At 71.2% G+C, this 20,947-nt stretch carries 22 protein-coding genes; 5 read left to right on the forward strand and 17 right to left on the reverse strand.

Annotated elements, in window-relative coordinates:
- The first annotated feature begins 305 nt into the window (after positions 1-305).
- A complete protein-coding gene (locus ABIB16_RS00165) occupies positions 306-776 on the forward strand; it encodes a PKD domain-containing protein (RefSeq protein WP_004167595.1) in 471 nt (156 codons plus the stop codon).
- Here the strand turns inward: ABIB16_RS00165 and ABIB16_RS00170 are convergent.
- The 3 genes from ABIB16_RS00170 to ABIB16_RS00180 all read right to left on the reverse strand — a co-directional run bounded on the left by ABIB16_RS00170 (position 691) and on the right by ABIB16_RS00180 (position 2,866).
- Positions 691-1,560, reverse strand: a complete 870-nt coding sequence (locus ABIB16_RS00170; protein WP_240756356.1) for a hypothetical protein — start codon at positions 1,558-1,560, stop codon at positions 691-693. The genes ABIB16_RS00165 and ABIB16_RS00170 overlap by 86 nt on opposite strands.
- A gap of 213 nt (positions 1,561-1,773) precedes the next feature.
- The gene (locus ABIB16_RS00175) at positions 1,774-2,595 is read right to left on the reverse strand and encodes an SOS response-associated peptidase (RefSeq protein ID WP_354435969.1); all 822 of its coding nucleotides are present in this window, start codon (positions 2,593-2,595) and stop codon (positions 1,774-1,776) included.
- Between the two features lies 1 nt (position 2,596).
- A complete protein-coding gene (locus tag ABIB16_RS00180; RefSeq protein ID WP_041102747.1) occupies positions 2,597-2,866 on the reverse strand; it encodes a hypothetical protein in 270 nt (89 codons plus the stop codon).
- Positions 2,867-3,071: 205 nt separating this feature from the next.
- On the opposite strand from ABIB16_RS00180, the gene ABIB16_RS00185 reads away from it, so the two are divergent.
- Genes ABIB16_RS00185 through ABIB16_RS00195 form a run of 3 tightly spaced genes read left to right on the forward strand, consistent with a single transcriptional unit; the run spans position 3,072 to position 5,475 of the window.
- On the forward strand, positions 3,072-4,166 hold the full coding sequence (locus tag ABIB16_RS00185) for an S-(hydroxymethyl)mycothiol dehydrogenase (RefSeq protein WP_061867737.1): 1,095 nt from the start codon (positions 3,072-3,074) through the stop codon (positions 4,164-4,166).
- Positions 4,166-4,822, forward strand: a complete 657-nt coding sequence (locus tag ABIB16_RS00190) for an MBL fold metallo-hydrolase (RefSeq protein WP_061867738.1) — start codon at positions 4,166-4,168, stop codon at positions 4,820-4,822. The genes ABIB16_RS00185 and ABIB16_RS00190 overlap by 1 nt, the downstream gene beginning before the upstream one ends.
- A gap of 32 nt (positions 4,823-4,854) precedes the next feature.
- Positions 4,855-5,475, forward strand: a complete 621-nt coding sequence (locus ABIB16_RS00195) for a uridine kinase family protein (RefSeq protein WP_061867739.1) — start codon at positions 4,855-4,857, stop codon at positions 5,473-5,475.
- Between the two features lie 31 nt (positions 5,476-5,506).
- On the opposite strand, the gene ABIB16_RS00200 is transcribed toward ABIB16_RS00195, so the two are convergent.
- The 9 genes from ABIB16_RS00200 to nrdH form a co-directional block, all read right to left on the reverse strand.
- Positions 5,507-6,277 carry a lipoate--protein ligase family protein gene (locus ABIB16_RS00200; protein WP_044659655.1) on the reverse strand — a complete coding sequence of 257 codons (771 nt, stop codon included), beginning with the start codon at positions 6,275-6,277 and terminating at the stop codon, positions 5,507-5,509.
- Positions 6,274-7,140 carry a thioesterase family protein gene (locus tag ABIB16_RS00205; RefSeq protein WP_134377148.1) on the reverse strand — a complete coding sequence of 289 codons (867 nt, stop codon included), beginning with the start codon at positions 7,138-7,140 and terminating at the stop codon, positions 6,274-6,276. Before ABIB16_RS00205 ends, ABIB16_RS00200 begins: the two co-directional genes overlap by 4 nt.
- Before the next feature lie 85 nt (positions 7,141-7,225).
- Entirely contained in the window at positions 7,226-7,903 is a 678-nt protein-coding gene (locus tag ABIB16_RS00210; protein WP_134377147.1) for a methionine ABC transporter permease, read from the reverse strand.
- Complete coding sequence (locus ABIB16_RS00215; RefSeq protein ID WP_134377146.1) at positions 7,900-8,994, reverse strand: methionine ABC transporter ATP-binding protein; 1,095 nt, start codon at positions 8,992-8,994, stop codon at positions 7,900-7,902. Before ABIB16_RS00215 ends, ABIB16_RS00210 begins: the two co-directional genes overlap by 4 nt.
- A gap of 3 nt (positions 8,995-8,997) precedes the next feature.
- Complete coding sequence (locus ABIB16_RS00220; protein WP_123244148.1) at positions 8,998-9,903, reverse strand: MetQ/NlpA family ABC transporter substrate-binding protein; 906 nt, start codon at positions 9,901-9,903, stop codon at positions 8,998-9,000.
- A gap of 507 nt (positions 9,904-10,410) precedes the next feature.
- On the reverse strand, positions 10,411-11,394 hold the full coding sequence (gene nrdF, locus ABIB16_RS00225) for a class 1b ribonucleoside-diphosphate reductase subunit beta (RefSeq protein WP_239074567.1): 984 nt from the start codon (positions 11,392-11,394) through the stop codon (positions 10,411-10,413).
- A gap of 249 nt (positions 11,395-11,643) precedes the next feature.
- Positions 11,644-13,770 (reverse strand): class 1b ribonucleoside-diphosphate reductase subunit alpha, encoded by a 2,127-nt coding sequence (gene nrdE / locus ABIB16_RS00230; RefSeq protein WP_502915445.1) that lies wholly within the window; start codon positions 13,768-13,770, stop codon positions 11,644-11,646.
- Between the two features lie 47 nt (positions 13,771-13,817).
- Positions 13,818-14,285 carry a class Ib ribonucleoside-diphosphate reductase assembly flavoprotein NrdI gene (gene nrdI / locus ABIB16_RS00235; protein ID WP_004167610.1) on the reverse strand — a complete coding sequence of 156 codons (468 nt, stop codon included), beginning with the start codon at positions 14,283-14,285 and terminating at the stop codon, positions 13,818-13,820.
- Between the two features lie 11 nt (positions 14,286-14,296).
- Positions 14,297-14,542, reverse strand: a complete 246-nt coding sequence (gene nrdH / locus ABIB16_RS00240; RefSeq protein WP_036313172.1) for a glutaredoxin-like protein NrdH — start codon at positions 14,540-14,542, stop codon at positions 14,297-14,299.
- 411 nt (positions 14,543-14,953) lie between these two features.
- Between nrdH and ABIB16_RS00245 the strand changes: the two genes are divergently transcribed.
- A complete protein-coding gene (locus tag ABIB16_RS00245; RefSeq protein WP_095354181.1) occupies positions 14,954-15,259 on the forward strand; it encodes a GNAT family N-acetyltransferase in 306 nt (101 codons plus the stop codon).
- Positions 15,260-15,268: 9 nt separating this feature from the next.
- Here the strand turns inward: ABIB16_RS00245 and ABIB16_RS00250 are convergent, their stop codons facing one another.
- From ABIB16_RS00250 to ABIB16_RS00270, 5 genes are all read right to left on the reverse strand, one after another.
- Complete coding sequence (locus ABIB16_RS00250; RefSeq protein ID WP_036338930.1) at positions 15,269-16,312, reverse strand: hypothetical protein; 1,044 nt, start codon at positions 16,310-16,312, stop codon at positions 15,269-15,271.
- Between the two features lie 205 nt (positions 16,313-16,517).
- On the reverse strand, positions 16,518-17,588 hold the full coding sequence (locus tag ABIB16_RS00255; protein ID WP_036338927.1) for a DUF305 domain-containing protein: 1,071 nt from the start codon (positions 17,586-17,588) through the stop codon (positions 16,518-16,520).
- A 122-nt stretch (positions 17,589-17,710) separates the two neighbouring features.
- A complete protein-coding gene (locus ABIB16_RS00260; protein WP_134377145.1) occupies positions 17,711-18,616 on the reverse strand; it encodes a class F sortase in 906 nt (301 codons plus the stop codon).
- A gap of 157 nt (positions 18,617-18,773) precedes the next feature.
- Positions 18,774-19,829 carry an Ig-like domain-containing protein gene (locus ABIB16_RS00265; RefSeq protein WP_354403022.1) on the reverse strand — a complete coding sequence of 352 codons (1,056 nt, stop codon included), beginning with the start codon at positions 19,827-19,829 and terminating at the stop codon, positions 18,774-18,776.
- Positions 19,830-19,960: 131 nt separating this feature from the next.
- Positions 19,961-20,869, reverse strand: coding sequence for a LysR family transcriptional regulator (locus ABIB16_RS00270; protein WP_127435147.1), 909 nt, complete (start codon positions 20,867-20,869; stop codon positions 19,961-19,963).
- Between the last annotated feature and the right edge of the window lie 78 nt (positions 20,870-20,947).

Here is a 20,947-nt window from a genome sequence, read left to right on the forward strand (position 1 = left end):
AAAGGCCTGATCGCAAAAGTGCTGTGACCGCGGGGAGCAGGAGTCGAGACTCTGGCAGAGACTCCCACCTAGAGCACAAGACGGTCAGTGCATGCTTCTCAGGGCAGCTGGGCAATCCGGATTTCGAGAGCTGCCGAGAGCAGGAGGACAACTTCTGCCCCGAGGGTTCATGGATCCGGGCGCAGACCATAGACACCCGTCAACCTGATGCGAATCCCGTCTATGGCGCCCCCAAATGTTGGACGGCCAAGGCCTCCAGCAACGGCGCCCCGCCCGTCTCCATCGACGAGGTCCGCACGCTCCTCGTGCTGGAGCCTGAGATCCGGTCGGACAATGGCGGACGCGGGATCCGCAATGCGGAGACGAACTTCTACGCAGACGCCGAGACGCGCACGCTCGTCACCACCCTCAACGGGGTCGAGGTCGAACTCCGCGCCACGCCGGTGAGCTTCCACTGGGATTACGGGGATGGGTCCCCCACCAAGACCACCTCGGTCGCAGGCCAGAGCCAGCCGGAGTTCAACGTCCCCACCCCCACGAGCCACGTGTACGAGGACACCGGGCAGTACACGGTCCGCCTCACCACCGTGTACATCGGCGAATACCGGGAGGCCGGGGGCGAGTGGGTGCTCATCCCGGGCACCATCAGCCTCGACTCGGCCCCTGTCACCGCGAATATCTGGCGCACCATCACCCGCAATGTCGCCGATGACTGCAGCGTCGACTCCTCAGCCTGGGGCTGCACCGGCCCCATCGAATCCGCTCCGGCCGGCTGAGCACAGACCGCGGGGCGGCCGACGGTCTCCCGTCCACCGCCCCGCGGCCCCCTCGTCGGCCGGGTGTGTCAGACCCGGCGCACCCGCCCCCGGGCCATGAGCACGAGTCCCGCGCCGAGGGCCGCGAGCGCTCCGAGCGCGCCCGCCGAACCTCACGCCCGGTCTCGACCGTGTCCGGGGTCGTGTGGGTCTCCTCCCCGCCCGTTCCCTCCCCCGGTTCCTCCCCGGCCACGGGAGCCGGAGTGTCGACGGGCTCCTGCTCGGCGGGCGGCACCGGGTCCGCCTCGCCGGGAGACGGGGCGTCCTCCCCCGCCGGCACGTTCAGGGCCCAAGGCTTCTGCCCGTCCGCGAGCAACTCGACGAGCGCGAAGACGTCGGACCGCGCCGCGTCCTGGGTGATGATGACGTCCTCACTCTTGGTCATCCCGTCCAGCGACCAGTCGAGGACGAGGCGGTCGTCGGTCGGGTATGTCGCGTCGGCGAGGTAGTGAAACCCGGTGAAGGAGTCCACCGTGGTGTCGCGCCAGAGGGCACCCCAGCGCGGACCCCACGAGAGTTCCGCGACCGCCGCGTCGTCGCCCAGGCCTTCGGACCGGAACGGCAGCAGCACGCCCGACTCGGCGTGCTCCAGCGTGAAGAACCACTCGGGGTTGTCCCCGAACACGGGGTCGGCCAGGCTGTGCTCCCCCCACGCGTAGACGAGCCCGGCAGAGGGGCCTCTGTTGCCCTCCGGAGTGCCGGCGGCCTCATCGTAGAGGGCGGCGGCCACCGGGGTGCCGTCCACGGACAGGGCGAACAGGAGATGGCCGTCTCCGGCCTCGCCGTGGCACCCCTCCGAAAGATGCGGCGCTCATACCGGCCCGGTGACACCCACGCTACGCAGAGCCCATTCTCAGGGGGAGTTCAGAACGGTCTCGGATCCGTCTCGATCCGATCACGATGCCGCGGCACCGCGCTCCCGCGTCTCACGGGCCGATCACCGTCGTCGCCCCGTCCCTCAGAGCAGCGTGCCCTGCTGCTCTCTCATCTCCTGGATCAACTCCGGCCCGTTGTTCCGGACGTTCCCCACGGCGCCCTCCACGGGCCGCAGCGACCAGCCCGCCGCGACGTCGTACGCGCGGGCGCACACCTGGCCCACGAGGGCGTCGGCTTCTTCGGCGGACCCGAGCGTGTCCGGGGTGAGCCACCGGTCCATCGTCTCGGCGTCCATGGGCACGGGCAGCCGGTCGTGCAGCTGGCCGAGTGCGGCGAGCACCGGATCGTCGTCGTCCGCGTCGGGCGCGGCCATGGTGAGGATCGTCGTCGAGAGGACCCAGGCGTCCTCCCCCGCGGCCTTCGCCTCGGGGTCCTGCCACCACTCGTACAGGCCGGCGAACCAGATGACCGGCCCCTCGCCGTCCCCGGCCCCGGCCGGGTGCACGTAGTAGGGCTGCTTCTTCGCGGCCCGCCCGTCGGGACCCTCGGCGCCAGGCTCCGGCGTCTTCCACTCGTAGTAGCCCTCCGCCGGTACGGCGCAGCGGCGGGCGCGGACGGCGGCCCGGAACGTCGGCTTGGAGGCCACGGTCTCCGAGCGCGCGTTGAACACACGGGACCCCACGGACAGCCCCTTCGCCCACGGCGGCACCAGGCCCCAGCGGGCCACGTGGATCCGCCGGGTCACCCCGGCACCGCCGTCGTCCGCATGCGCCACGAGGATCGGCACCTCGGCTGTCGGCGCCACGTTCCAGCTCTGGCGCAGCACCAGCTCCTCATTCGTCTCGGCATCGCCCAGGGCCACCAGGTCGCTCGTGGCGCGGGCCATCACGTAGCGGCCGCACACGTCAGCGATCCCTCCCGTCCCGGCCACGCTCGACATACATCCACGCGATGCCGAGGGCGAAGCCCATCATCGCGCAGCCGAGCACAGTGCCCCAGGGCCTTTCGGTGCCCAGTCCGAACACCACCCCCAGGCCGACGCCGATCAGCAGCCCCACCAGTGGGATGCGCCACTGAGCGAGCGCCCCGGTGCCGTTCCGGGCACCGGCCGGAGCCCCGGCTGGAGCCTCCGGAGCTTCGTACGCCTCGTCCTCGTCTCTGCCCTGTCCTGCCACGGTTCGCCCCTCCGTTCACATCGGTGCTGCGGGTCAGGTTGCAGTCTCCCCCGGCCGCCGCGGCGACACCACACACCAGGCCCCCCGGCTGCTCACCGATGCGTCGCACAGACACCTGTGATGGGATGGGCAGAACGAGCCCGCACGTCGCGCCGCCCCACGCATGCGCGGCATCGGGCAGATCCCCACCACCAGGAGGAACAACGTGTCCCAAAAGGTCCGCGGCGTCGTCGCCATGGCGAAGGACGCCCCCGTCACCATCGAGACCATCGTCATCCCCGATCCGGGACCCGGCGAGGCCGTCGTCGACATCAAGACCTGCGGCGTCTGCCACACGGATCTGCACTACCAGCAGGGCGGGATCGGCGACGAGTACCCGTACCTGCTCGGCCACGAGGCCACGGGTGTGGTCTCCGCGATCGGCGAGGGCGTCGACCACGTCAAGGTCGGCGACACCGTGATCCTCAACTGGCGCGCCGTGTGCGGCGAGTGCCGCGCGTGCCGGAAGGGCGAACCGAAGTACTGCTTCAACACCCACAACGCGACCCAGAAGATGACCCTGGAGGACGGCACGGAGCTGTCCCCGGCCCTGGGCATCGGGGCGTTCGCGGACAAGACGCTCGTCCACGCCAAGCAGTGCACCCAGGTCGACGGCGTCGACACGCCCGAGGAACAGGCCGCGGTCGGCCTGCTCGGCTGCGGGATCATGGCCGGCATCGGCGCGGCCATCAACACCGGCGAGGTCAAGCGCGGCGAGTCCGTGGCCGTGATCGGCTGCGGCGGCGTCGGCGTGGCCACGATCGCCGGGGCGAAGCTCGCCGGCGCCACCACGATCATCGCGGTGGACATCGACGCCAAGAAGCTCGCCAAGGCTGAGGAGCTCGGCGCCACCCACACCGTGAACTCGAAGGACGAGGACCCCGTGGAGGCCATCCGCGCGGCGACCGGCGGCTTCGGTGCCGACGTGGTCATCGAGGCGGTCGGCCGCCCGGAGACCTACGAGCAGGCGTTCTACGCCCGGGACCTGGCCGGCCGCGTCGTCCTGGTGGGCGTGCCCACCCCCGGCATGGAGCTGAAGCTGCCCCTGCCGGAGGTGTTCGGCCGCGGCGGCGCGCTGAAGTCCTCGTGGTACGGCGACTGCCTGCCGGAGCGCGACTTCCCGATGCTCGTGGACCAGTACCGCCTGGGCCGCCTGCCGCTGGACGAGTTCGTCACGGAGACCATCGCCCTCGACGAGGTGAACGAGGCCTTCGAGACGATGAAGTCCGGCGACGTCCTGCGCTCGGTGGTGGTGCTCTGATGGCGCGCATCGATCACCTGGTCACCTCTGGCACGTTCTCCCTGGACGGGGAGACGTTCGACGTGGACAACAACGTGTGGATCGTCGGCGGCGCGGAGCAGTGCGTCGTCATCGACCCGGCCCATGACGCCTCGGCCGTCTGGAAGAAGGTGAACGGCCGCCAGGTGCTGGCCATCGTCCTCACCCACGGCCACGACGACCACATCCGCCAGGTCCAGGAGTTCCGCCAGATGGTGGACGCCCCCGTGCTGCTCCACCCCGCAGACCGCATGCTCTGGGACGACGTCTTCCCCGACGAGGAGCCCGACGGCGCGCTCGCCGAGGGCGACGTCCTGCGCGTGGCCGGCGTCGAGCTGCGGGTGCTGCACACCCCCGGCCACTCCCCCGGCTCGGTCTGCCTGTACGCCCCCGCCCTGGGCGAGGCCGGCGACGACGGCGCCCCGACCGGCGTCGTGTTCTCCGGCGACACCCTGTTCCAGGGCGGGCCCGGCGCCACCGGCCGCTCGTACTCGGACTTCGACACGATCATCGAATCCATCCGCGAGCGCCTGCTCCCGCTGCCGGAGGCCACCGTGGTCCACACCGGCCACGGCGACTCCACCACGATCGGCACGGAGAGGCCGCACCTGCAGGAGTGGATCGACCGCGGCCACTGAGGACGCGCCGAGGTGGGGAAGAATGGTCCCCCGTGACCATCCTCCCCGCCTCGCCCCCTCCCTCCGTGATCCTGCTCGGCGGCGCGTCGGGCTCCGGCAAGTCCTACCTGGCCCGGCGGCACGGCCGGCCCCACCTCTCGCTCGATGCCTTCTACCGTCCGCAGTCCGACGACGGCGCCGCGGGCGGGCCCGGCCCCGCGTTCCCGCGCACCCCGTACGGCGAGATCGACTGGGACCACCCCGGAACATGGGATGAGCAGGCGGCGGTGGACGCCGTCGTCGAACTGCTCGAAGAGGGCGCCACGCGCGTGCCCGACTACGACATCTCCACGTCCTCCGTCCGCGGGCACAGCACCGTCGCGCTCGAGCCGGGCGGGGTGATCGTGGCGGAGGGCATCTTCGCCGAGCGCATGCCCGCCGCCCTGGACCGGGCCGGAGTCCGCTACGCGGCCTGGTACATCGACCAGGCGCGGACCACGACGGCGGCCCGCCGGTTCGTGCGCGATGTCGCCGAGCGTCGCAAGCCCGTGCCGTTCCTCGTGCAGCGGGGCTGGTCCCTGTACCGGACGGACGCGGCGCGCCGGGCGGCGGCCGTGGCGGCCGGCTTCACCCCGCGACGCAAGCGGGAGATCATCGCGGATCTCACGGCCTGACGGGCCGCCCGCAGCCGGGCCGCCCGTGCCCTCAGCCGGCGGTGCCCGCGCCGAGGACGGCGAGCTGCTCGTCCACGACCTCGAGCCCGGCGGCGGCGGCCCACGCCGTGTACTCCTCCCGCAGGGCCACGGCGAACGCGGGGACGCTCACCCCGGGACGCACGTCCTCGGCCGCGCCCGCCGTGCGGGGGTCCATGTCCAGGCCGAGCTCCCGGTAGACGTCGACGAGCACGGCCCGCAGCGGGGCGGGGTCGGACACCACCACGTGGGTGGAGAACAGGAACGCCCCCTTCACCACGCGCTGCGCGGAGCCGGCCAGCTTCACCGGGTAGGTCGGCGCAGGACCCTGCACGGAGAACTCACCCGGGCAGTACTCCCCCGGGATCTCGCCCACGGAGGCGGGCACGTCCATGCGCGCGAACGCCCGCACGAACAGGTCGGCGAACTCGGCGAACCGGGCCTGCTGGGTGAGTGCCGCGTCCTCCTGCTGGCTCAGGTGGTCCACCACCAGGCAGCCGTGATGGTAGGCCGCCGCCCGCCCGCCGGCCCGGCGCACCACCGGCGCGAAGCCGTGGGCCCGGGCCGCCGCAGCCGCGGCCGCGAAACCGGGCAGCCGCGCGTCGCGCTGGCCGAACGCGACCGTCGGTTCGGGCACGTAGACGCGGATCAGATCGTCGAGGGCCCTTCCCTCGGCCGCGGCGGCGCGGAAGACGGCCAGCTCGCCCATGGCCCAGTCGAGGTCTTCAGCGGCCCCGAGGGTCCGCTCCTGCACGGCCCAGCGCAGCCGGGGAGCTGGGCTCACAGGCCGCCCTCGACCGGCCAGGAGCGCAGGGTGAGGGTCTGCTCGACGTGGGCGAAGGGGCCGTCGTCGTCGTGGAGGACGGTGCTGGTCAGGCCCACGCCGTCCGGGCCCACCGTGACCTGCCCCGCGAGGCCGAGCCAGTGGCCGGTGGGCTCGCGGTACAGGTGGATCTGCAGGTCCACGTTGGGGAAGAACCACCCGCCCGGCTTCGCCGGCAGGGCGGGGGCGATCCCGTTGGCCGCATCGGTGAGGCTGATCAGGCGCACCAGGTCGCTCGTGCTCTCCCCCGCCACCATCTCGCGGTCCGTGGTGAGCCACACCCGGCCGTGGCCCGGCCCGTGGCCGGGCAGGACGACGCCGTCGAGGGAGGCGATGTACCCGCCTCCCCATCCGTGGAGCGCGTTGTGCGACTGCGCCTGCGAGCGCGGCGGGAGGGGCTCGTCCGGCAGCTGGGCGACGGCGGAGGTGTCCGAGGTGGACAGCAGCCAGGCCCGCAGGGTCAGCACGGTGCGGCCCCGGGCGTGGAGCACGGACTCGACGAGCTCGATGGTGCGGCCCGGACGCAGGGTGCGCGTGACCACCTCGAGCTCGCCCGACCAGAGCGTGCCCAGGATGTCGTAGGAGAGCCGTCCCACCCGCAGCCCGGGGGTGGTCTCGTGCGCAGCCACCTCGTGCAGCAGCAGGCCCGAGACGGCGGCCATGTGCATCTCCTCCTGCCGCCATGCGCCCTGGGCGTGCACGGTGGAGCGCACGCGGGAGGTGCGGACGCCGTCGGCGTCCACGGTGGGCTCACCGAGGCGGACGTAGAAGGCCAGGGGATCGTCGGCGACGGAGGTCGCGGGGGTGGAGGTGATGTCGGTCATGGGCCGAAGTCTGCCAGAACGACGACGGCCGGTGACGTCCCCGCGGGGATGTCACCGGCCGTCTTCGTGCGGACCGAGCCGGGGTTCAGCGGCGCATGACCTTGCGGGCGATGCCGTTGCCGATCAGCTGCAGCGCCTGGACGAACACGATCACCACGATCACGGCCAGCCAGGTGACCTCCGGACGGAACCGGTTGTAGCCCTCCACGATGGCGAAGTTGCCGACGCCACCGCCGCCGATGATGCCCGCCATGGCGGACATGTCCACGAGCGAGATGATCACGAACGTGAAGCCGAGGATCAGCGGGCCGAGGGCCTCGGGCAGCACCACGGTGCGCACGATCCGCATGCGGGAGGCGCCCATCGCGCGGGCGGCCTCGATCACGCCGGGGTCGAGGGAGACGAGGTTCTGCTCCACGATGCGGGCGATGCCGAACGTGGACGCCCAGATCATGCAGAACACCACGGCGGTGTTGCCGATGCCGGTGCCGAGCGTCGCGATGGTCAGCGGCTGCAGGGCGGCGATGAGGATGACGAACGGGATGGGCCGGATGAGGTTCACGATGAAGTTCGTGACCAGGTAGACGGCGCGGTTGGCGAAGATGCCGCCCGGGCGCGTGGTGTAGAGGACGAGCCCGACCAGCAGGCCGAGGACGCCGCCGATGACGAACGCCCAGCCGACCATGTAGAGGGTGTCCCCCACGGCGGTCAGGAGCTCGGGGCCGTAGTACCCCCAGTCGAGGTTCTGGAAACGGTCGATCACTGCTGCACCTCCTGCACGTCCCCGGCGCCGGCCAGGTCCGCGACGAACGCGTCCACCGCGGCGGGCTCACCCGTGAGCGCCACGGTGAGCAGGCCGTACGCGGAGTCCTTGGTGGCGGACATGCCGCCGTGGGCGATCTCGAAGCTGACGCCGCGCGTCGACGCGGTGCCGAGCACGGCCGACACCGCGGCGGCGTCCTTGAGCGAGACCATGATCAGCCGGCCCTCGGTGCGCGCCCGGATGCGGGCCACCTCCTCGGCATTCGGCCGATCCTTGAGCGCCGTGGCCACGAAGGACGCGGCGTCGGCGGAGTGGGCGGGCCGGGAGAAGAGGTCGTAGACCTTGCCGGACTCCACCACGCGGCCGGTGTCCATCACGGCGACGCGGTCGGCGATCGAGCGGATGACCTCCATCTCGTGGGTGATGGCCACGATCGTGACCCCGAGCTCCTCGTTGACGCGGCGCAGCACGGAGAGCACCTCGTGCGTCGTCGAGGGATCCAGGGCGCTGGTGGCCTCGTCCGCGAGCAGGATCTCCGGCTCGGCGGCCAGGGCGCGGGCGATGCCGACGCGCTGCTTCTGGCCGCCCGAGAGCTGCTCCGGGTAGTGCTTGGCCTTGTCCGCCAGGCCGACGAACTCGAGCAGCTCCGCCACGCGAGCGCGGCGCTTGGAGCGTGGCCAGCCGGCCGTGTCCAGGGCGAACTCGATGTTCCCGGCCACCGTGCGGGAGGTCAGCAGGTTGAACTGCTGGAACACCATGCCGATGCGGGTGCGCAGCGGACGCAGCTTCGCCTCGGACAGGTGGGAGACCTGCTGGCCCAGCACCGTGACGGTGCCCGACGTCGGCTTCTCCAGCCCGTTGATCATGCGGATCAGGGTGGACTTGCCGGCGCCGGAGAAGCCGATCACGCCGAAGACCTCGCCGCGTCGCACGGAGAGCGAGACGTCGTCCACGGCCGTGACGCCGCGGCCCTTCTTGGCGGCGTAGACGCGGCTGACGTGGTCGAAGACGATGACCGGCTCCCCCGGGGCGCCCTCAGAGTGGCGCCCCGGGGTGACCGCGTCACGGTCGGACGTATGGGAACCTGCCATGGATCAGGCGTCCTGCTTCGCGATCGCGTCCTGGTACTGCTTCAGGGTCTCGTCGATCTGGGCGGCGTCGAGCTGCACCGGCACGCTCGTGTCGGAGGAGAGCTTCGCGGACTCGTCCAGCACGGCCTGCTCGTGGTACAGGGCCGCGACCTTCTTGTAGGTCTCGTTCTCGCGGTCCGCGCGGCGCACGGCGAAGCCGTTGACGAACGGCTTGGCGGAGTCGGCCTGGGGGTCGTCCTTGAACAGGGCGGTGTTCGTGTCGATGCCGGCGTCGGCCGAGAACGTGTTGTTGATGACCGCGCCCTGCACGGACTCGAGCGCGTTCACGGTCTGCTGCGCGGCCACGGGCTGCACCGTCACGGTGGAGGCGGCCTCGTCGATGTCGCGGACCTCCGGGCGGATGGTCTCGTTGGACAGCTTCAACAGGCCGGCGGCGACGAGCACGTTGATGGCGCGGGCCTGGTTCACGGTGTCGTTCGGGATGGCGACGGTGTCGCCCTTCTTGAACTCGGAGACGTCTTTGTACTTCTTGGAGTACAGGGGCAGCGGGATGATCTCGGTGGTCCCGATCAGCGTCAGGTCCTTGCCGGAGGCCTGGTTGTAGTCGGCCAGGTAGGCGATGTGCTGGAACCAGTTCATGTCGATGTCGCCGTTGTCCAGCGCCGGGTTCGGCTGCGTGTACTCGGTGAAGTTGCGGATCTCGACGTCGATGCCGTGCTTCTCCTTGGCGAGCTTCACCAGGGCGCGGTGCGTCTCGTTCTCGGACACGACGCCGATGCGCACGGTCTGGGCGCCGTCGTCGCCCTTCTTCTCGGCCTGCGAGTTGCAGGCGGTCAGGGCGAACGCGCCGACGGCGGCCAAGGACAGGCCGGCGAAGGAGCGGCGGGAGATGTTCGAGGGGGTCGTCATGGGGTTCTCCTTGGAGGACGGTGCGACGTCGCCGGCGCGGGTGGGCACGGCGGGTGCGGAACGGTGCGGGGTGGGCCGTGCGGTGGGTGATTCCCCGCGGGGCACAGCACGGCGGGCGGGGGGCGAGAGACGCCCCGAGCCGGAGGCCGGGATCCTTTCGAACGCTGCTCTTGCCCGTCCCCCAGTCACCGCGGGCTCCCCTCGAGGGGTCTGCACGCAGCGGAGGCGGGCCGCTTCTCGGTCCGTTGCCACCCGTGAACATGGGGTTGGCGAGCGGCTCGTCGTGGGACCACGTGGACCCGCCGAGGCGGGGTCCACAGCCGCTTCTCCTGAAGCTGGGCCCAAGCCTATCGCAGCGTGTGCGCTCCATCGGGCAGGGCGGTGACGCGCAGCGTCATACTGCGGGGCCCGGGGCCGACGTGTGATGCCCCCGCGAGACGACGACGGCCGGGCGCCTCCGCGGGGAGGCGACCGGCCGTCGTCGGGACGGGGCTCAGGCGGACGGGATCAGAAGTCCCAGTCCTCGTCCTCGGTGTTCTCGGCCTTGCCGATCACGTAGGAGGAGCCGGAGCCGGAGAAGAAGTCGTGGTTCTCGTCCGAGTTCGGGGAGAGCGCGGAGAGGATGGCGGGGTTCACGTTCGTGGTCTCGGCCGGGAACATGGGCTCGTAGCCCAGGTTCATCAGCGCCTTGTTCGCGTTGTAGTGCAGGAACTTCTTCACGTCCTCGGCCAGGCCGAGGGCGTCGTAGAGGTCATGGGTGTACTCGACCTCGTTCTCGTACAGCTCGAACAGCAGCTCGAAGGTGAAGGCCTTGAGCTCCTCCCGCTTCTCCTCCGGCAGGGTCTCGATGCTCCGCTGGTACTTGTAGCCGATGTAGTACCCGTGCACGGCCTCGTCGCGGATGATCAGGCGGATCAGGTCGGCGGTGTTGGTGAGGCGGGCGTGCGCGGAGAGGTACATGGGCCAGTAGAAGCCCGAGTAGAAGAGGAAGGACTCGAGCAGGGTGGAGGCGATCTTCTTCTTGTACGGGTCCTGGCCGTCATAGCGCTCCACGATCAGGCCGGCCTTGGCCTGCAGGTTCCGGTTCTCACGGGACCAGCGGAACGCCTCGTCGATCTCCGGGGTGGAGGCCAGCGTGGAGAAGATCGAGGAGTACGACTTCGCGTGCACCGACTCCATGAACGCGATGTTCGTGAGGACGGCCTCCTCGTGCGGGGTCATGGCGTCCGGGATGAGGGAGACGGCGCCCACGGTGCCCTGGATCGTGTCCAGCAGCGTCAGGCCCGTGAACACGCGCATGGAGAGCAGTCGCTCCTCGTCCGTGAGGTGGGACCAGGACTGGACGTCGTTGGACAGCGGCACCTTCTCCGGCAGCCAGAAGTTGTTGACGAGGCGGTTCCACACCTCCACGTCCTTCTCGTCCTGAATGCGGTTCCAGTTGATCGCCTCGACGAGGTGGGACTGCTGGGTCTCGGTCACGGCAGGGCACATCCTTCAGAAGAATTCGTTGAGAATCCGCGGATTCCGGGGGCTCTCGGGAGCACGGTCATCGGGGCGCGGGTCCGGGACAGTCTAGGCCCGCAGGGGCAGCGGCAGCCACTCGGGCGGGTCCGGGCTCACGACGTCGTGGGCCCGCCCCGCCCGGCCAGGCGCGCCGCCCCACTTCGCGGCGGGAAATCGAGCGCACCTGCGCTCAGAAGCGCGGAATACGCCGGATTTCCCGCCTCGAAGGGCTGGCTGTCAGAGCATGCAGCTGACGCAGCCCTCGACCTCGGTGCCCTCCAGCGCGAGCTGGCGCAGGCGGATGTAGTAGATCGTCTTGATGCCCTTCGTCCACGCGTAGATCTGCGCGCGGTTCAGGTCACGGGTGGTGGCCGTGTCCTTGAAGAACAGCGTCAGGGACAGGCCCTGGTCCACGTGCTGCGTCGCCGCGGCGTACGTGTCGATGATCTTCTCGTAGCCGATCTCGTACGCGTCCTCGTAGTACTCGAGGTTCTCGTTGGTGAGGTACGGCGCCGGGTAGTACACGCGGCCGAGCTTGCCCTCCTTGCGGATCTCGATCTTCGAGGCCACCGGGTGGATCGAGGAGGTCGAGTTGTTGATGTAGGAGATCGAGCCCGTCGGCGGGACGGCCTGCAGGTTGCGGTTGAAGATGCCGTGCTCCATGACGGAGGCCTTCAGCTCACGCCAGTCGTCCTGCGTGGGCAGGGCGATGCCGGCCTCGACGAACAGCTCGGCGACGCGCTCGGTGGCGGGCGCCCACTCCTGGTCCGTGTACTTGTCGAAGAACTCCCCCGAGGCGTACTTCGAGTCCTCGAACCCGCCGAACCGCTGGCCGGTCTCGATGGCGATCCGGTTCGAGGCCCGCAGCGCGTGGAACAGCACCGCGTAGAAGTACATGTTCGTGAAGTCGATGCCCTCCTCCGAGCCGTAGTGGACGCGCTCGCGCGCCAGGTAGCCGTGGAGGTTCATCTGCCCCAGGCCGATGGCGTGGGAGGCCGCGTTGCCCTTGGCGATGGACGGCACCGACTGGATGTCGGACATGACCGACACGGCCGTCAGCGCACGGATCGCGGTCTCCACGGACCGGCCGAAGTCCGGCGAGTCCATGGTCTTGGCGATGTTCATCGAGCCGAGGTTGCAGGAGATGTCCTGGCCCACGTGGGCGTAGCTCAGGTCCTCGTTGTACTCGGAGGCCTCGGAGACCTGCAGGATCTCGGAGCACAGGTTGGACATGGTGATGCGGCCCTTGATCGGGTTCGCGGCGTTCACGGTGTCCTCGAACACGACGTACGGGTAGCCGGACTCGAACTGGATCTCGGCGATGGTCTGGAAGAACTCGCGCGCGTTGATCTTGGTCTTCTTGATCCGCGCGTCGTCGACCATCTCGTAGTACTTCTCGGTCACGGAGATCTCGGAGAACGGCACCCCGTAGACGCGCTCGACGTCGTACGGCGAGAACAGGTACATGTCCTCGTTCTTCTTCGCCAGCTGGAACGTGATGTCCGGGATCACGACGCCGAGGGAGAGGGTCTTGATGCGGATCTTCTCGTCCGCGTTCTCGCGCTTGGTGTCGAGGAAGCGGTGGATGTCCGGGTGGTGCGCGTTGAGGTACACCGCGCCGGCGCCCTGGCGCGCGCCGAGCTGGTTGGCGTAGGAGAAGGAGTCCTCGAGGAGCTTCATCACGGGGATGACGCCGGAGGACTGGTTCTCGATCTGCTTGATGGGCGCGCCGTGCTCGCGGATGTTGGTCAGCGAGAGGGCCACGCCGCCGCCGCGCTTGGACAGCTGCAGGGCGGAGTTGATGCCGCGGGCGATCGACTCCATGTTGTCCTCGATGCGCAGCAGGAAGCAGGAGACGAGCTCGCCGCGCTGCTTCTTGCCCGAGTTGAGGAAGGTGGGGGTGGCCGGCTGGAAGCGGCCGGCGATCATCTCGTCCACCAGGTGGGTGGCCAGCTCCTGGTCGCCCCGGGCCAGGTGGAGGGCGACGACGGCGACGCGGTCCTCGTAGCGCTCGAGGTAGCGCTTGCCGTCGAAGGTCTTCAGGGCGTACGAGGTGTAGAACTTGAACGCGCCGAGGAAGGTCGGGAAGCGGAACTTGGCCTTGTAGGCACGATCGAACAGGCCCCGGATGAACTCGAAGGGGTACTGCTCGAACGTCTCGGTCTCGTAGTAGTCGTTCTTCTGCAGGTAGTCGAGCTTCTCCTCCAGGTCGTGGAAGAACACCGTGTTGGTGTTGACGTGCTGCAGGAAGTACTGGCGCGCGGCCGCGTGGTCGGCCTCGAACTGGATGCGACCGTCGGCGCCGTAGAGGTTCAGCATGGCGTTGAGCTCGTGGTAGCCGAGGTTCTGCCACTCGGCGGGCATGTTCTTCGCCTGGCGGATGAGGTCCGCCTCGGTGGGTGCGGTGGTGGTCATGTCCACAGTCCTTCCAGGCCGCCGCGGACGCGTTCGACGTCGTCGGGCGTGCCCATCAGCTCGAATTTGTACATGAGGGGCACCTGGCACTTGCGGGAGATGATGTAGCCGGCCAGGCAGTAGCCCTCATGGAAGTTGGTGTTCCCGGACGCGATCACACCCCGAATCCAGTGACGGTTCTCCGGGACGTTGAGGAACTTGATCACCTGCTTCGGGACCGCGCCCGGCCCGCTGCCCCCGCCGTAGGTGGGGGTCATCAGGACGTACGGGGCGGTGGCCCCGAGGGTGGGCTCCCGGGTGATCAACGGCAGTCGAGCCACCCGGTCCTCGGGCAGCTCGAGCTTCTCGACGAAGCGGTGCGTGTAGTTGGAGGCGGAGGAGAAGTAGATCAGTCCCGCGTCGGTGGGGACGAGCCCCTGCGCCTCGGCCGAGCGGATGTGGCTCGGGTCCGCGGCGACGGTCATGTCGACTCCGGTCAGGCCACCGATGCCGCGGCGGACTCGGCGAGCTCGGCGATCTTGTCCGGGCGGAAGCCGGACCAGGAGTCGGTCTCGGTGACGACGACGGGGGCCTGCATGAAGCCGAGGGCACGGACGCGCTCGAGGGCGGCGGGGTCCTGGGACATGTCCACGACCTCGTAGGCGATGCCCTTCTTGTCCAGTGCACGGTAGGTGGCGTTGCACTGCACGCAGGCCGGCTTGGTGTACACGGTGACGGTCATGGCGATCCCTGTTCCTTCGTGGTCTCTGGTGGTCTGCGGGTGTCGGCGCGGCGCCCGCGAGGTGAATCACGGGGCGTGCCGAACATCTGCGTCGATACTACATCTAGTGATCACAGCCGGGAACCATCCCTACATGTAGTAGTCACACCGCTGTAGTTACGTATCCCCACCCTCTGCCCATCCTGTCCACACCCTGCTGTGCGAGACGATCCGCGCGGACATGCGGGACACGCCGGGACCGAGGTCGACTGTCCACAGCCGGTGGAGATCTCGGGGCCGGGTTCCCACAGCCGGAAAGTCGGGTTCGCCACGTCCGCGAGCGGCGTGTCCGGCCCCCGCGGACCACTACATGTAGGAGCCCGCCGCCGGCCGGCGTCGGAATACCCCGTGACCACCGGGGGTTGCCCCGGCATGAGCACCTCCCCCACCGTCACCCGCAATGACGCCGAGTCCCGCTACGAGCTCCACGACGGCGGCACACTGCTCGCCGTCCTCGACTTCCGGGACAACGGCGCGGCCGTCTCCCTGAACCGCGCGTTCACCATCCCGGTGCACCGCGGCCGGGGCCACGCCGCCGCGCTGACCGCGGGCGCCGTCGAGGACATCGCGACGAACGGCGGCCCCGCAGGGGGCCGCCGCATCGTGCCGATGTGCTGGTACGTCGCCCAGTGGTTCGACGAGCACCCGGAGAAGAGCGCGCTGCTCGCGCCCCACTGACCGGCGCGGTCAGGCCGCGACGCGGTGCCGGCGCACCACGGCCAGGACGCCCGCGGCCAGCACCGCGACGGCGACGGGCCACGCCGCCGGACCACGCCCGGTCTCGACCGTGTCCGGCACCGTGTGCTCGCCGTCGGCCGGATCCGCAGGGGTCTCGGGCTCCGCCGGCGAGGTGGGAGTGTCGGGATCGGCCGGCTGGCCCGGAGCGTCGTCGAACGGGCCGGCCACGGGGAAGGTCACGAACCCCGGGATCCGCCCGTTCTCCCAGTCGTAGAGGTCCACGCGGGGATCGCCGAACCGCACGGTCACCGTCCGCGTCGTCGTCACGCCGTCCCTCGTGGCCCGCAGGGTGACGGTGTCGGATCCGGTGAAGCCCTCGGGCGCCTGGTACACGTAGCCGCGCGGCCCGCCGGTCTCCTCCTCCGTCACCTCGACGACCCGACCCTCGGCCGGGCCCGCGACGAGCGTCAGCGGCGCCGCCTCATCGCCCGTGTACGAGGAGATGAACACGTGTCGCTCCCCCGGCGCCGCGAGCAGGGTGGTGTCCCAGGCGGTGGGGAGCATGTGGAAGCCGAGCTCATGACGCTGGTCGGCGCGCAGCGGCTCGCCCGGGTCAGCGTCGGTGAGGTCGGCGTCCGGACCGTAGGTGAGGGCGGCCACCTCGCCGCCCAGGACGTAGAGGGTGTAGACGACGGGACCGGTCCCCGACTCGCCCAGGCTCCGCCGGGCCGCGGCGACGTCGAAGTCACCGCGCTCCAACTCGTCGTCGTACGTGAACGGGACCTCGGTCTCGGCGCCGCGGGCCTCCCCCTCCAGCACCGGAGCCACCGTCAGGCGGACGTCGGACTCGTCCACCTCGAACTCGGTGCCGAAGGAGGCACCGGTCTCACCCTCCGCGCCGGCCACGAGGAAGGATCCGCCGGGCAGGCCGTGCTCGGCGGTCCATCCAGCGGGGTGGGCGGGTGAGGCGAGGGCAGGGGTCGCCCCCAGGCCGGTGAGAAGGACGCCGGCGCCCAGGGCGGCGGCAAGGCGGGTCGGTCGGGCGGTGCGCATCGTGCTCCTCCAGGGGTGCGGTGCTGCGACGGGCCGAAGGGTTCTCCGGCTCGGACGCCCGAGGTCGACCGGATGCCGCACTCGCCGCGTCGGCACGAATCTACGCCGCACGGACGTGAGGCGGGTCACCATCCGGTGACGAAGCGCTATCGACTCGGTCACGGCGACGCGCGATGCGGATCGGGCCGCCCGGCCGGCCGGTGTGTCAGCGGGATGCGCTGGGCGAGGGGCTTGCCCCGGAGGAGGGGCGCGGGGTGGCCTGCGCCGTGTCGGCCGGGCTGGGCGACGGGCTCGCCGATGCGGTGTCCCGCCCCCGCTGGTCCTCGGCGTCCCGGCCGGACGCGCTGGCGGAGCCCGACGCGCTGGAGGAACTGGGCGAGCTCGACGACGGCAGCACCGGCTTCTGGGTGGCGCGGAAGTTGCGCACCCGCTGCAGCGGCTCCGGGACGAAGTCCGAGGGGACGGAGCCGCCGTCGGCGCCGGTGCCCTCGATCTTGATGGGGCCGGTGAACCCGGACGGTTCCGCCGTGCGCGCCCCGCTCGACCCGATCACGCCCATCTCCGCGAGCGTCGCGGCCAAGCTCTCCAGCTCCTTGCGGTGGCCCTCGACCACGCTGGAGGCCAGCTCCTTCGCCGCGTCGTCCGAGCCGTCCTCCGCCTCCGTGGCGGAGATCGTCAGCGCGCCCTGATAGAGGCGGCGCATCTGGAGCAGGTAGATCCGTCCTGCCTCCTCCGGCTCGGCGGCGGCCAGCACGTTCTTCTCCCGGTCGGACAGGAGTCCGGCGCGCAGCTCGTCGCCCACGATCTCCGCCGGCTCCGCGTCCTCCGTGGACTCGGGCTGCGCAGACGGGGTCGCCTCGGCACCCGCACCGCGCACGTCATCCGAGGGGACGCCCCAGCCCTCGAGCATCGACTCGAGCCGGCCCGCCCGCTCCTCGTGCTCGGACTTCATCCGTTCGGCGGTGGCCCGGATCTCCTGGTCCACGCCGTCCTTGCCCAGCACCTGATCGGACTGCTGGATCGCGTCGCGGTGGTTGCGCAGCAGCAGACCCGCGAACTGGATGTCCGCCGCGAGCGGGTCGGCGGACGTCTGGCTGGGGCTGGCCAGCACGCCCTCCAGGTAGGTGTTCCCCGCCTCCGTGCCACCGGTCTGTCCGGGCTCCTCGGCGACGCTGCAGCCGCCGGTGGCCAGGGTGATGCTCAGGAGCGCCCCTCCGACGGCCACGCTCCAGCGGCGGGGGTGCACGCGGGCGGGGGCGATGTCGGCTCGGCTCATGGGCGCAGGTCCTCTCGGCGGTCGTCACCCGGTCACGGGGTCAAGGGCGGTCCGACGCGGTCGGCCGCCCCGGCCTCCCCAGGGTACCCCTCCGGCCTCCCGGCCCCGGGGTCGCCGCGGCCTCAGGCGACGCGGGTGGCCTGCACCACCCAGTTGTTGAAGGCGTTCCCGGCCATCCCGGTGCCCGGCACGAGGTCGCACGTGATCAGCGTGACCTTCGCGTCGTCGCCCCCGGGCTCCCATGCCCAGCGGTGCGACGGATCCTGGGTGAGCGCCTCCTTCTCCATCGAGACCGCGTCCGCGTCCGCCTCGAAGGCGGCCTGCGTGCCGTCGTCGTATGTCACCACGACGACGGCACCCGCGCGCACGTCGCCCAGGTTCCAGAACACGTCCCGCACGCCGTGGTAGACGACGTGCCCGGCCAGGACCCCCGCGTACCGGGACCGCTCCCCCGGCGTGGTGCCCCACTGCGGCGGGCCGTACCAGCCGACCGTCTGTGGCTCCGGGTCCAGGTCGCCGCCCTCATCCAACTGCGTGAGGTCGATCCCCGCTCCGACGATCTGCTCGCCGTCCTGGTGGACGTCCACGTGCACGGGCGTCGCCGTGACCTCGTCCCACGGGGCGGCGGGGCCGGAGAGGTGGGCGGCCGCGGCGGGGGTCGGCTCCTCGGACGGTGCCGGCTCCTCGGACGGCGCCGGCTCCTCGGTGGGGGTCGGCTCCTCGGACGGCGTGGGTGTGCCGGCGAGCTCCTGGGTCTCGACGGGAACCGCCGCCTCCCGCGTGGGTGACGCCGAGGACGGGCTCGGCGTCGGGGTCGGGGTGGCCGTCGTTGCGGGGCTGGGCGTGAAGCGTGCCGAGGACGGCGACGGCGACGGCGACGGGGTCGCGGACGCCGTGGCGCTGAGGGTGGGGGCGGCGCTGATCGGCACGGCGCCGACCGCCAGCACCCCGCGCAGCGCGAGGAACACGAGTCCCAGGCACAGCAGCACCAGGACCACCCACAGGGCGCGTCGGACGGTGGTGTTCATCCGGGTTCTCCCCTCGTGTGCATCGACGCGGCCCGCCCGGGGCCGCGTCCGACGACGGCATGGTCTCACGCGCTCCGGCCTCGGCCCGGCGCGTCGTCCGTTCGGGATGGCCGAGGCGACCGGGACGCGGGTGCGCCCCGGCCGCCTCGGTGCGGGCTCAGGCCAGGCCGAAGGTGCGGCGCAGGCGCACCAGAACGCCGGCGGCCAGGGCGCCGATGGCGGCCAGGCCCCACGCGGAGCCGTTGCCGGTCTCGACCGTGTCCGGGACGGTGTGGCCGTCCTCGGCCGGCTGCTCGGGAGCCGGGGCCGCGGGCTCGCCCTCGTCGACGACCGGTTCGGCCGGCTGCTCGGGCTCGGCGGGCTCCTCGGGGGCGGGGGCCGGATCGACCGGCTCCTCCGGGGCGGGCTCGGGTTCCGGAGCCGGCTCGGGGGCGGGCTCGGGTTCCGGAGCCGGCTCCGGCTCCGGCTGCGGCTCGGGGGCCGGCGCCGGGTCGATCGGGGTGGGCGTGGAGTCGCCCGGCAGGTCGAGCACCTCCACGGTGAACTCGACCGTCCGGGTGACGCCGTTCGCGGTCATCACCACGGTGAAGGTGTCGGTCCCGAGGAAGTCCTTCTCCGGGGTGTAGCCGAAGGAGGTCCCGCCGATCTCGACGGTCCCGTGCTTCGGCGCCACGGTGAGCTCGGCGTCGATCGGGCTCGGCACGCCGCCGTCCTCGGTCACGAGGGACTCGACGACGGTCGCGTTCTGGTCCGTGTAGACCCGCCACGTGGCGACCTCGGCCCAGTCCTCGAACGGGATGAACTCCTCGGCCTCGATCGGGGTCATGGTGCCGTCGGCGGCGAAGGCCGCGCCGAAGGCGAGCTGGCCGGCGCCGTAGACGTGCACCTCGTAGGGCTGCGCCAGGTCGCCGCCGAGGACCTGCTCGATGTCGTGCATGAACACGGCGCCCATGTCGTCCTCGGTGATGAAGTCGACCTGGATCTCGGTCTCCTCCCCCGACGCGGTGACGACGACGGCACGGATGTCCTCGGTCGCGAAGTTGTCGTAGAGGACGAACTCCATCAGGTCGTCGTCCGCGCTGACGAACGTGCCGGACGGGGTGCCGTGCTCGGGCGTCCAGGTGGCGGCGTGGGCCGGGGCGGCGGCGACGCCGACGAGGACGGCTGCACCGAGGGCGGCGGCGGACAGGCGGGCGGGGAACTGCAGGGACATGGGGTCCTCCGGTTCGGCGGTGCGGGCGTGGTGTCACCCCGAGTGAGTGCAGGTGACGTGGGTCACGGACACGTCGATCCTATCTGCCACATGTGCATCTGGTGAGCGCCGCCTGGCCGCAGCCGCAGAATTCACTCACTCTTCATGTGGGACGCCGCATCCCCGGGCTCGGCATAGCGGTCCCAGACGAAGGCCTGCAGCCGACGGGCGATCGCCTCCAGCGTCGCGGCGGCGAAGTGATCCTCCCGCCATGCCGCGTGCAGTCGCACCGCGAGCGCCCGCCCCTGCGCGATGACCCGCACCGGCGTCAGCTCGAAGGCCGGGTCCTCGGTGACGACGGCGACGCCCGCCCCCGTCGCGACCAGGGCCTGGGCCACCCGCCCGGAGTTCGCCTCGACGAGGGCCGGTGGCGTGAGGCCCGCCACGGCCACGGCGCCGTCGAGGACGCGCCGCGCCATGAAGGTGCGGGCGGGCGCGACGACGGGCTGGGCCACGAGGTCGTCGAGGGACACCCGCGTCCGGCCTGCCCAGGGGTGGCCCGGGGCGACGTACGCCCAGACCGGCAGGTCCATCAGCGGCAGCGACGCGACGGAGGGAGGCGGCACCGTCGGCATCACCACGAGGTCGTGCCGCGCGACGGCGTCGAGCAGCGAGTCGTCGAGCTGGGTCTCCGCCACGCGCGGGCGCGGGTCCTCCTCGCCGAAGGTGGCCACGAACGGCAGCACGACGTCGATGAGGGTGGTGCCCGGTGCGGCCACGGCCACGTCCGTGAGCCGCCCGGAGGCGAGCGCGCGGGCCGCCTGCTCCGCCCGTCGATGGGCGACGAGAACCTCGCGCGCCACCGGGAGGAACGCCTCGCCGGCCGTCGTCAGCTCGAGCCGGCCGCTGACCCGGGCGAACAGGGGCAGGCGCAGCTCACGCTGCAGCCGCTGCAGCTGCCGACTGAGCGCGGACTGCACGAGATCCAGGCGGATCGCCGCCCCCGAGACCGTGCCGACCTCGGCCACCGTGACGAAGGCCCGGAGCAGTTTCTCCTCCATGCCGGATGAGCATAGCCGCCATGCCAGATGATCACTGGACGGCATGGACTCAACGCCCCACCATGGGAGGACGCGGCC

Source organism: Micrococcus sp. UYEF5, assembly GCF_040546065.1.
GTDB classification, from domain to species: Bacteria; Actinomycetota; Actinomycetes; order Actinomycetales; family Micrococcaceae; genus Micrococcus; species Micrococcus luteus.

What these genes read in the sequence shown, in the direction of transcription:
- ABIB16_RS00190 (WP_061867738.1), top strand. Translation starts at nt 4,166, where the DNA reads ATGGCGCGCATCGATCACCTGGTCACCTCTGGCACGTTCTCCCTGGAC.
- ABIB16_RS00205 (WP_134377148.1), bottom strand. Translation starts at nt 7,140, where the DNA reads ATGACCGACATCACCTCCACCCCCGCGACCTCCGTCGCCGACGATCCC.
- ABIB16_RS00215 (WP_134377146.1), bottom strand. Translation starts at nt 8,994, where the DNA reads ATGGCAGGTTCCCATACGTCCGACCGTGACGCGGTCACCCCGGGGCGC.
- ABIB16_RS00220 (WP_123244148.1), bottom strand. Translation starts at nt 9,903, where the DNA reads ATGACGACCCCCTCGAACATCTCCCGCCGCTCCTTCGCCGGCCTGTCC.
- nrdF (WP_239074567.1), bottom strand. Translation starts at nt 11,394, where the DNA reads ATGTGCCCTGCCGTGACCGAGACCCAGCAGTCCCACCTCGTCGAGGCG.
- nrdE (WP_502915445.1), bottom strand. Translation starts at nt 13,770, where the DNA reads ATGCCCGCCGAGTGGCAGAACCTCGGCTACCACGAGCTCAACGCCATG.
- nrdI (WP_004167610.1), bottom strand. Translation starts at nt 14,285, where the DNA reads ATGACCGTCGCCGCGGACCCGAGCCACATCCGCTCGGCCGAGGCGCAG.
- nrdH (WP_036313172.1), bottom strand. Translation starts at nt 14,542, where the DNA reads ATGACCGTCACCGTGTACACCAAGCCGGCCTGCGTGCAGTGCAACGCC.
- ABIB16_RS00245 (WP_095354181.1), top strand. Translation starts at nt 14,954, where the DNA reads ATGAGCACCTCCCCCACCGTCACCCGCAATGACGCCGAGTCCCGCTAC.
- ABIB16_RS00250 (WP_036338930.1), bottom strand. Translation starts at nt 16,312, where the DNA reads ATGCGCACCGCCCGACCGACCCGCCTTGCCGCCGCCCTGGGCGCCGGC.
- ABIB16_RS00255 (WP_036338927.1), bottom strand. Translation starts at nt 17,588, where the DNA reads ATGAGCCGAGCCGACATCGCCCCCGCCCGCGTGCACCCCCGCCGCTGG.
- ABIB16_RS00260 (WP_134377145.1), bottom strand. Translation starts at nt 18,616, where the DNA reads ATGAACACCACCGTCCGACGCGCCCTGTGGGTGGTCCTGGTGCTGCTG.
- ABIB16_RS00265 (WP_354403022.1), bottom strand. Translation starts at nt 19,829, where the DNA reads ATGTCCCTGCAGTTCCCCGCCCGCCTGTCCGCCGCCGCCCTCGGTGCA.
- ABIB16_RS00270 (WP_127435147.1), bottom strand. Translation starts at nt 20,869, where the DNA reads ATGGAGGAGAAACTGCTCCGGGCCTTCGTCACGGTGGCCGAGGTCGGC.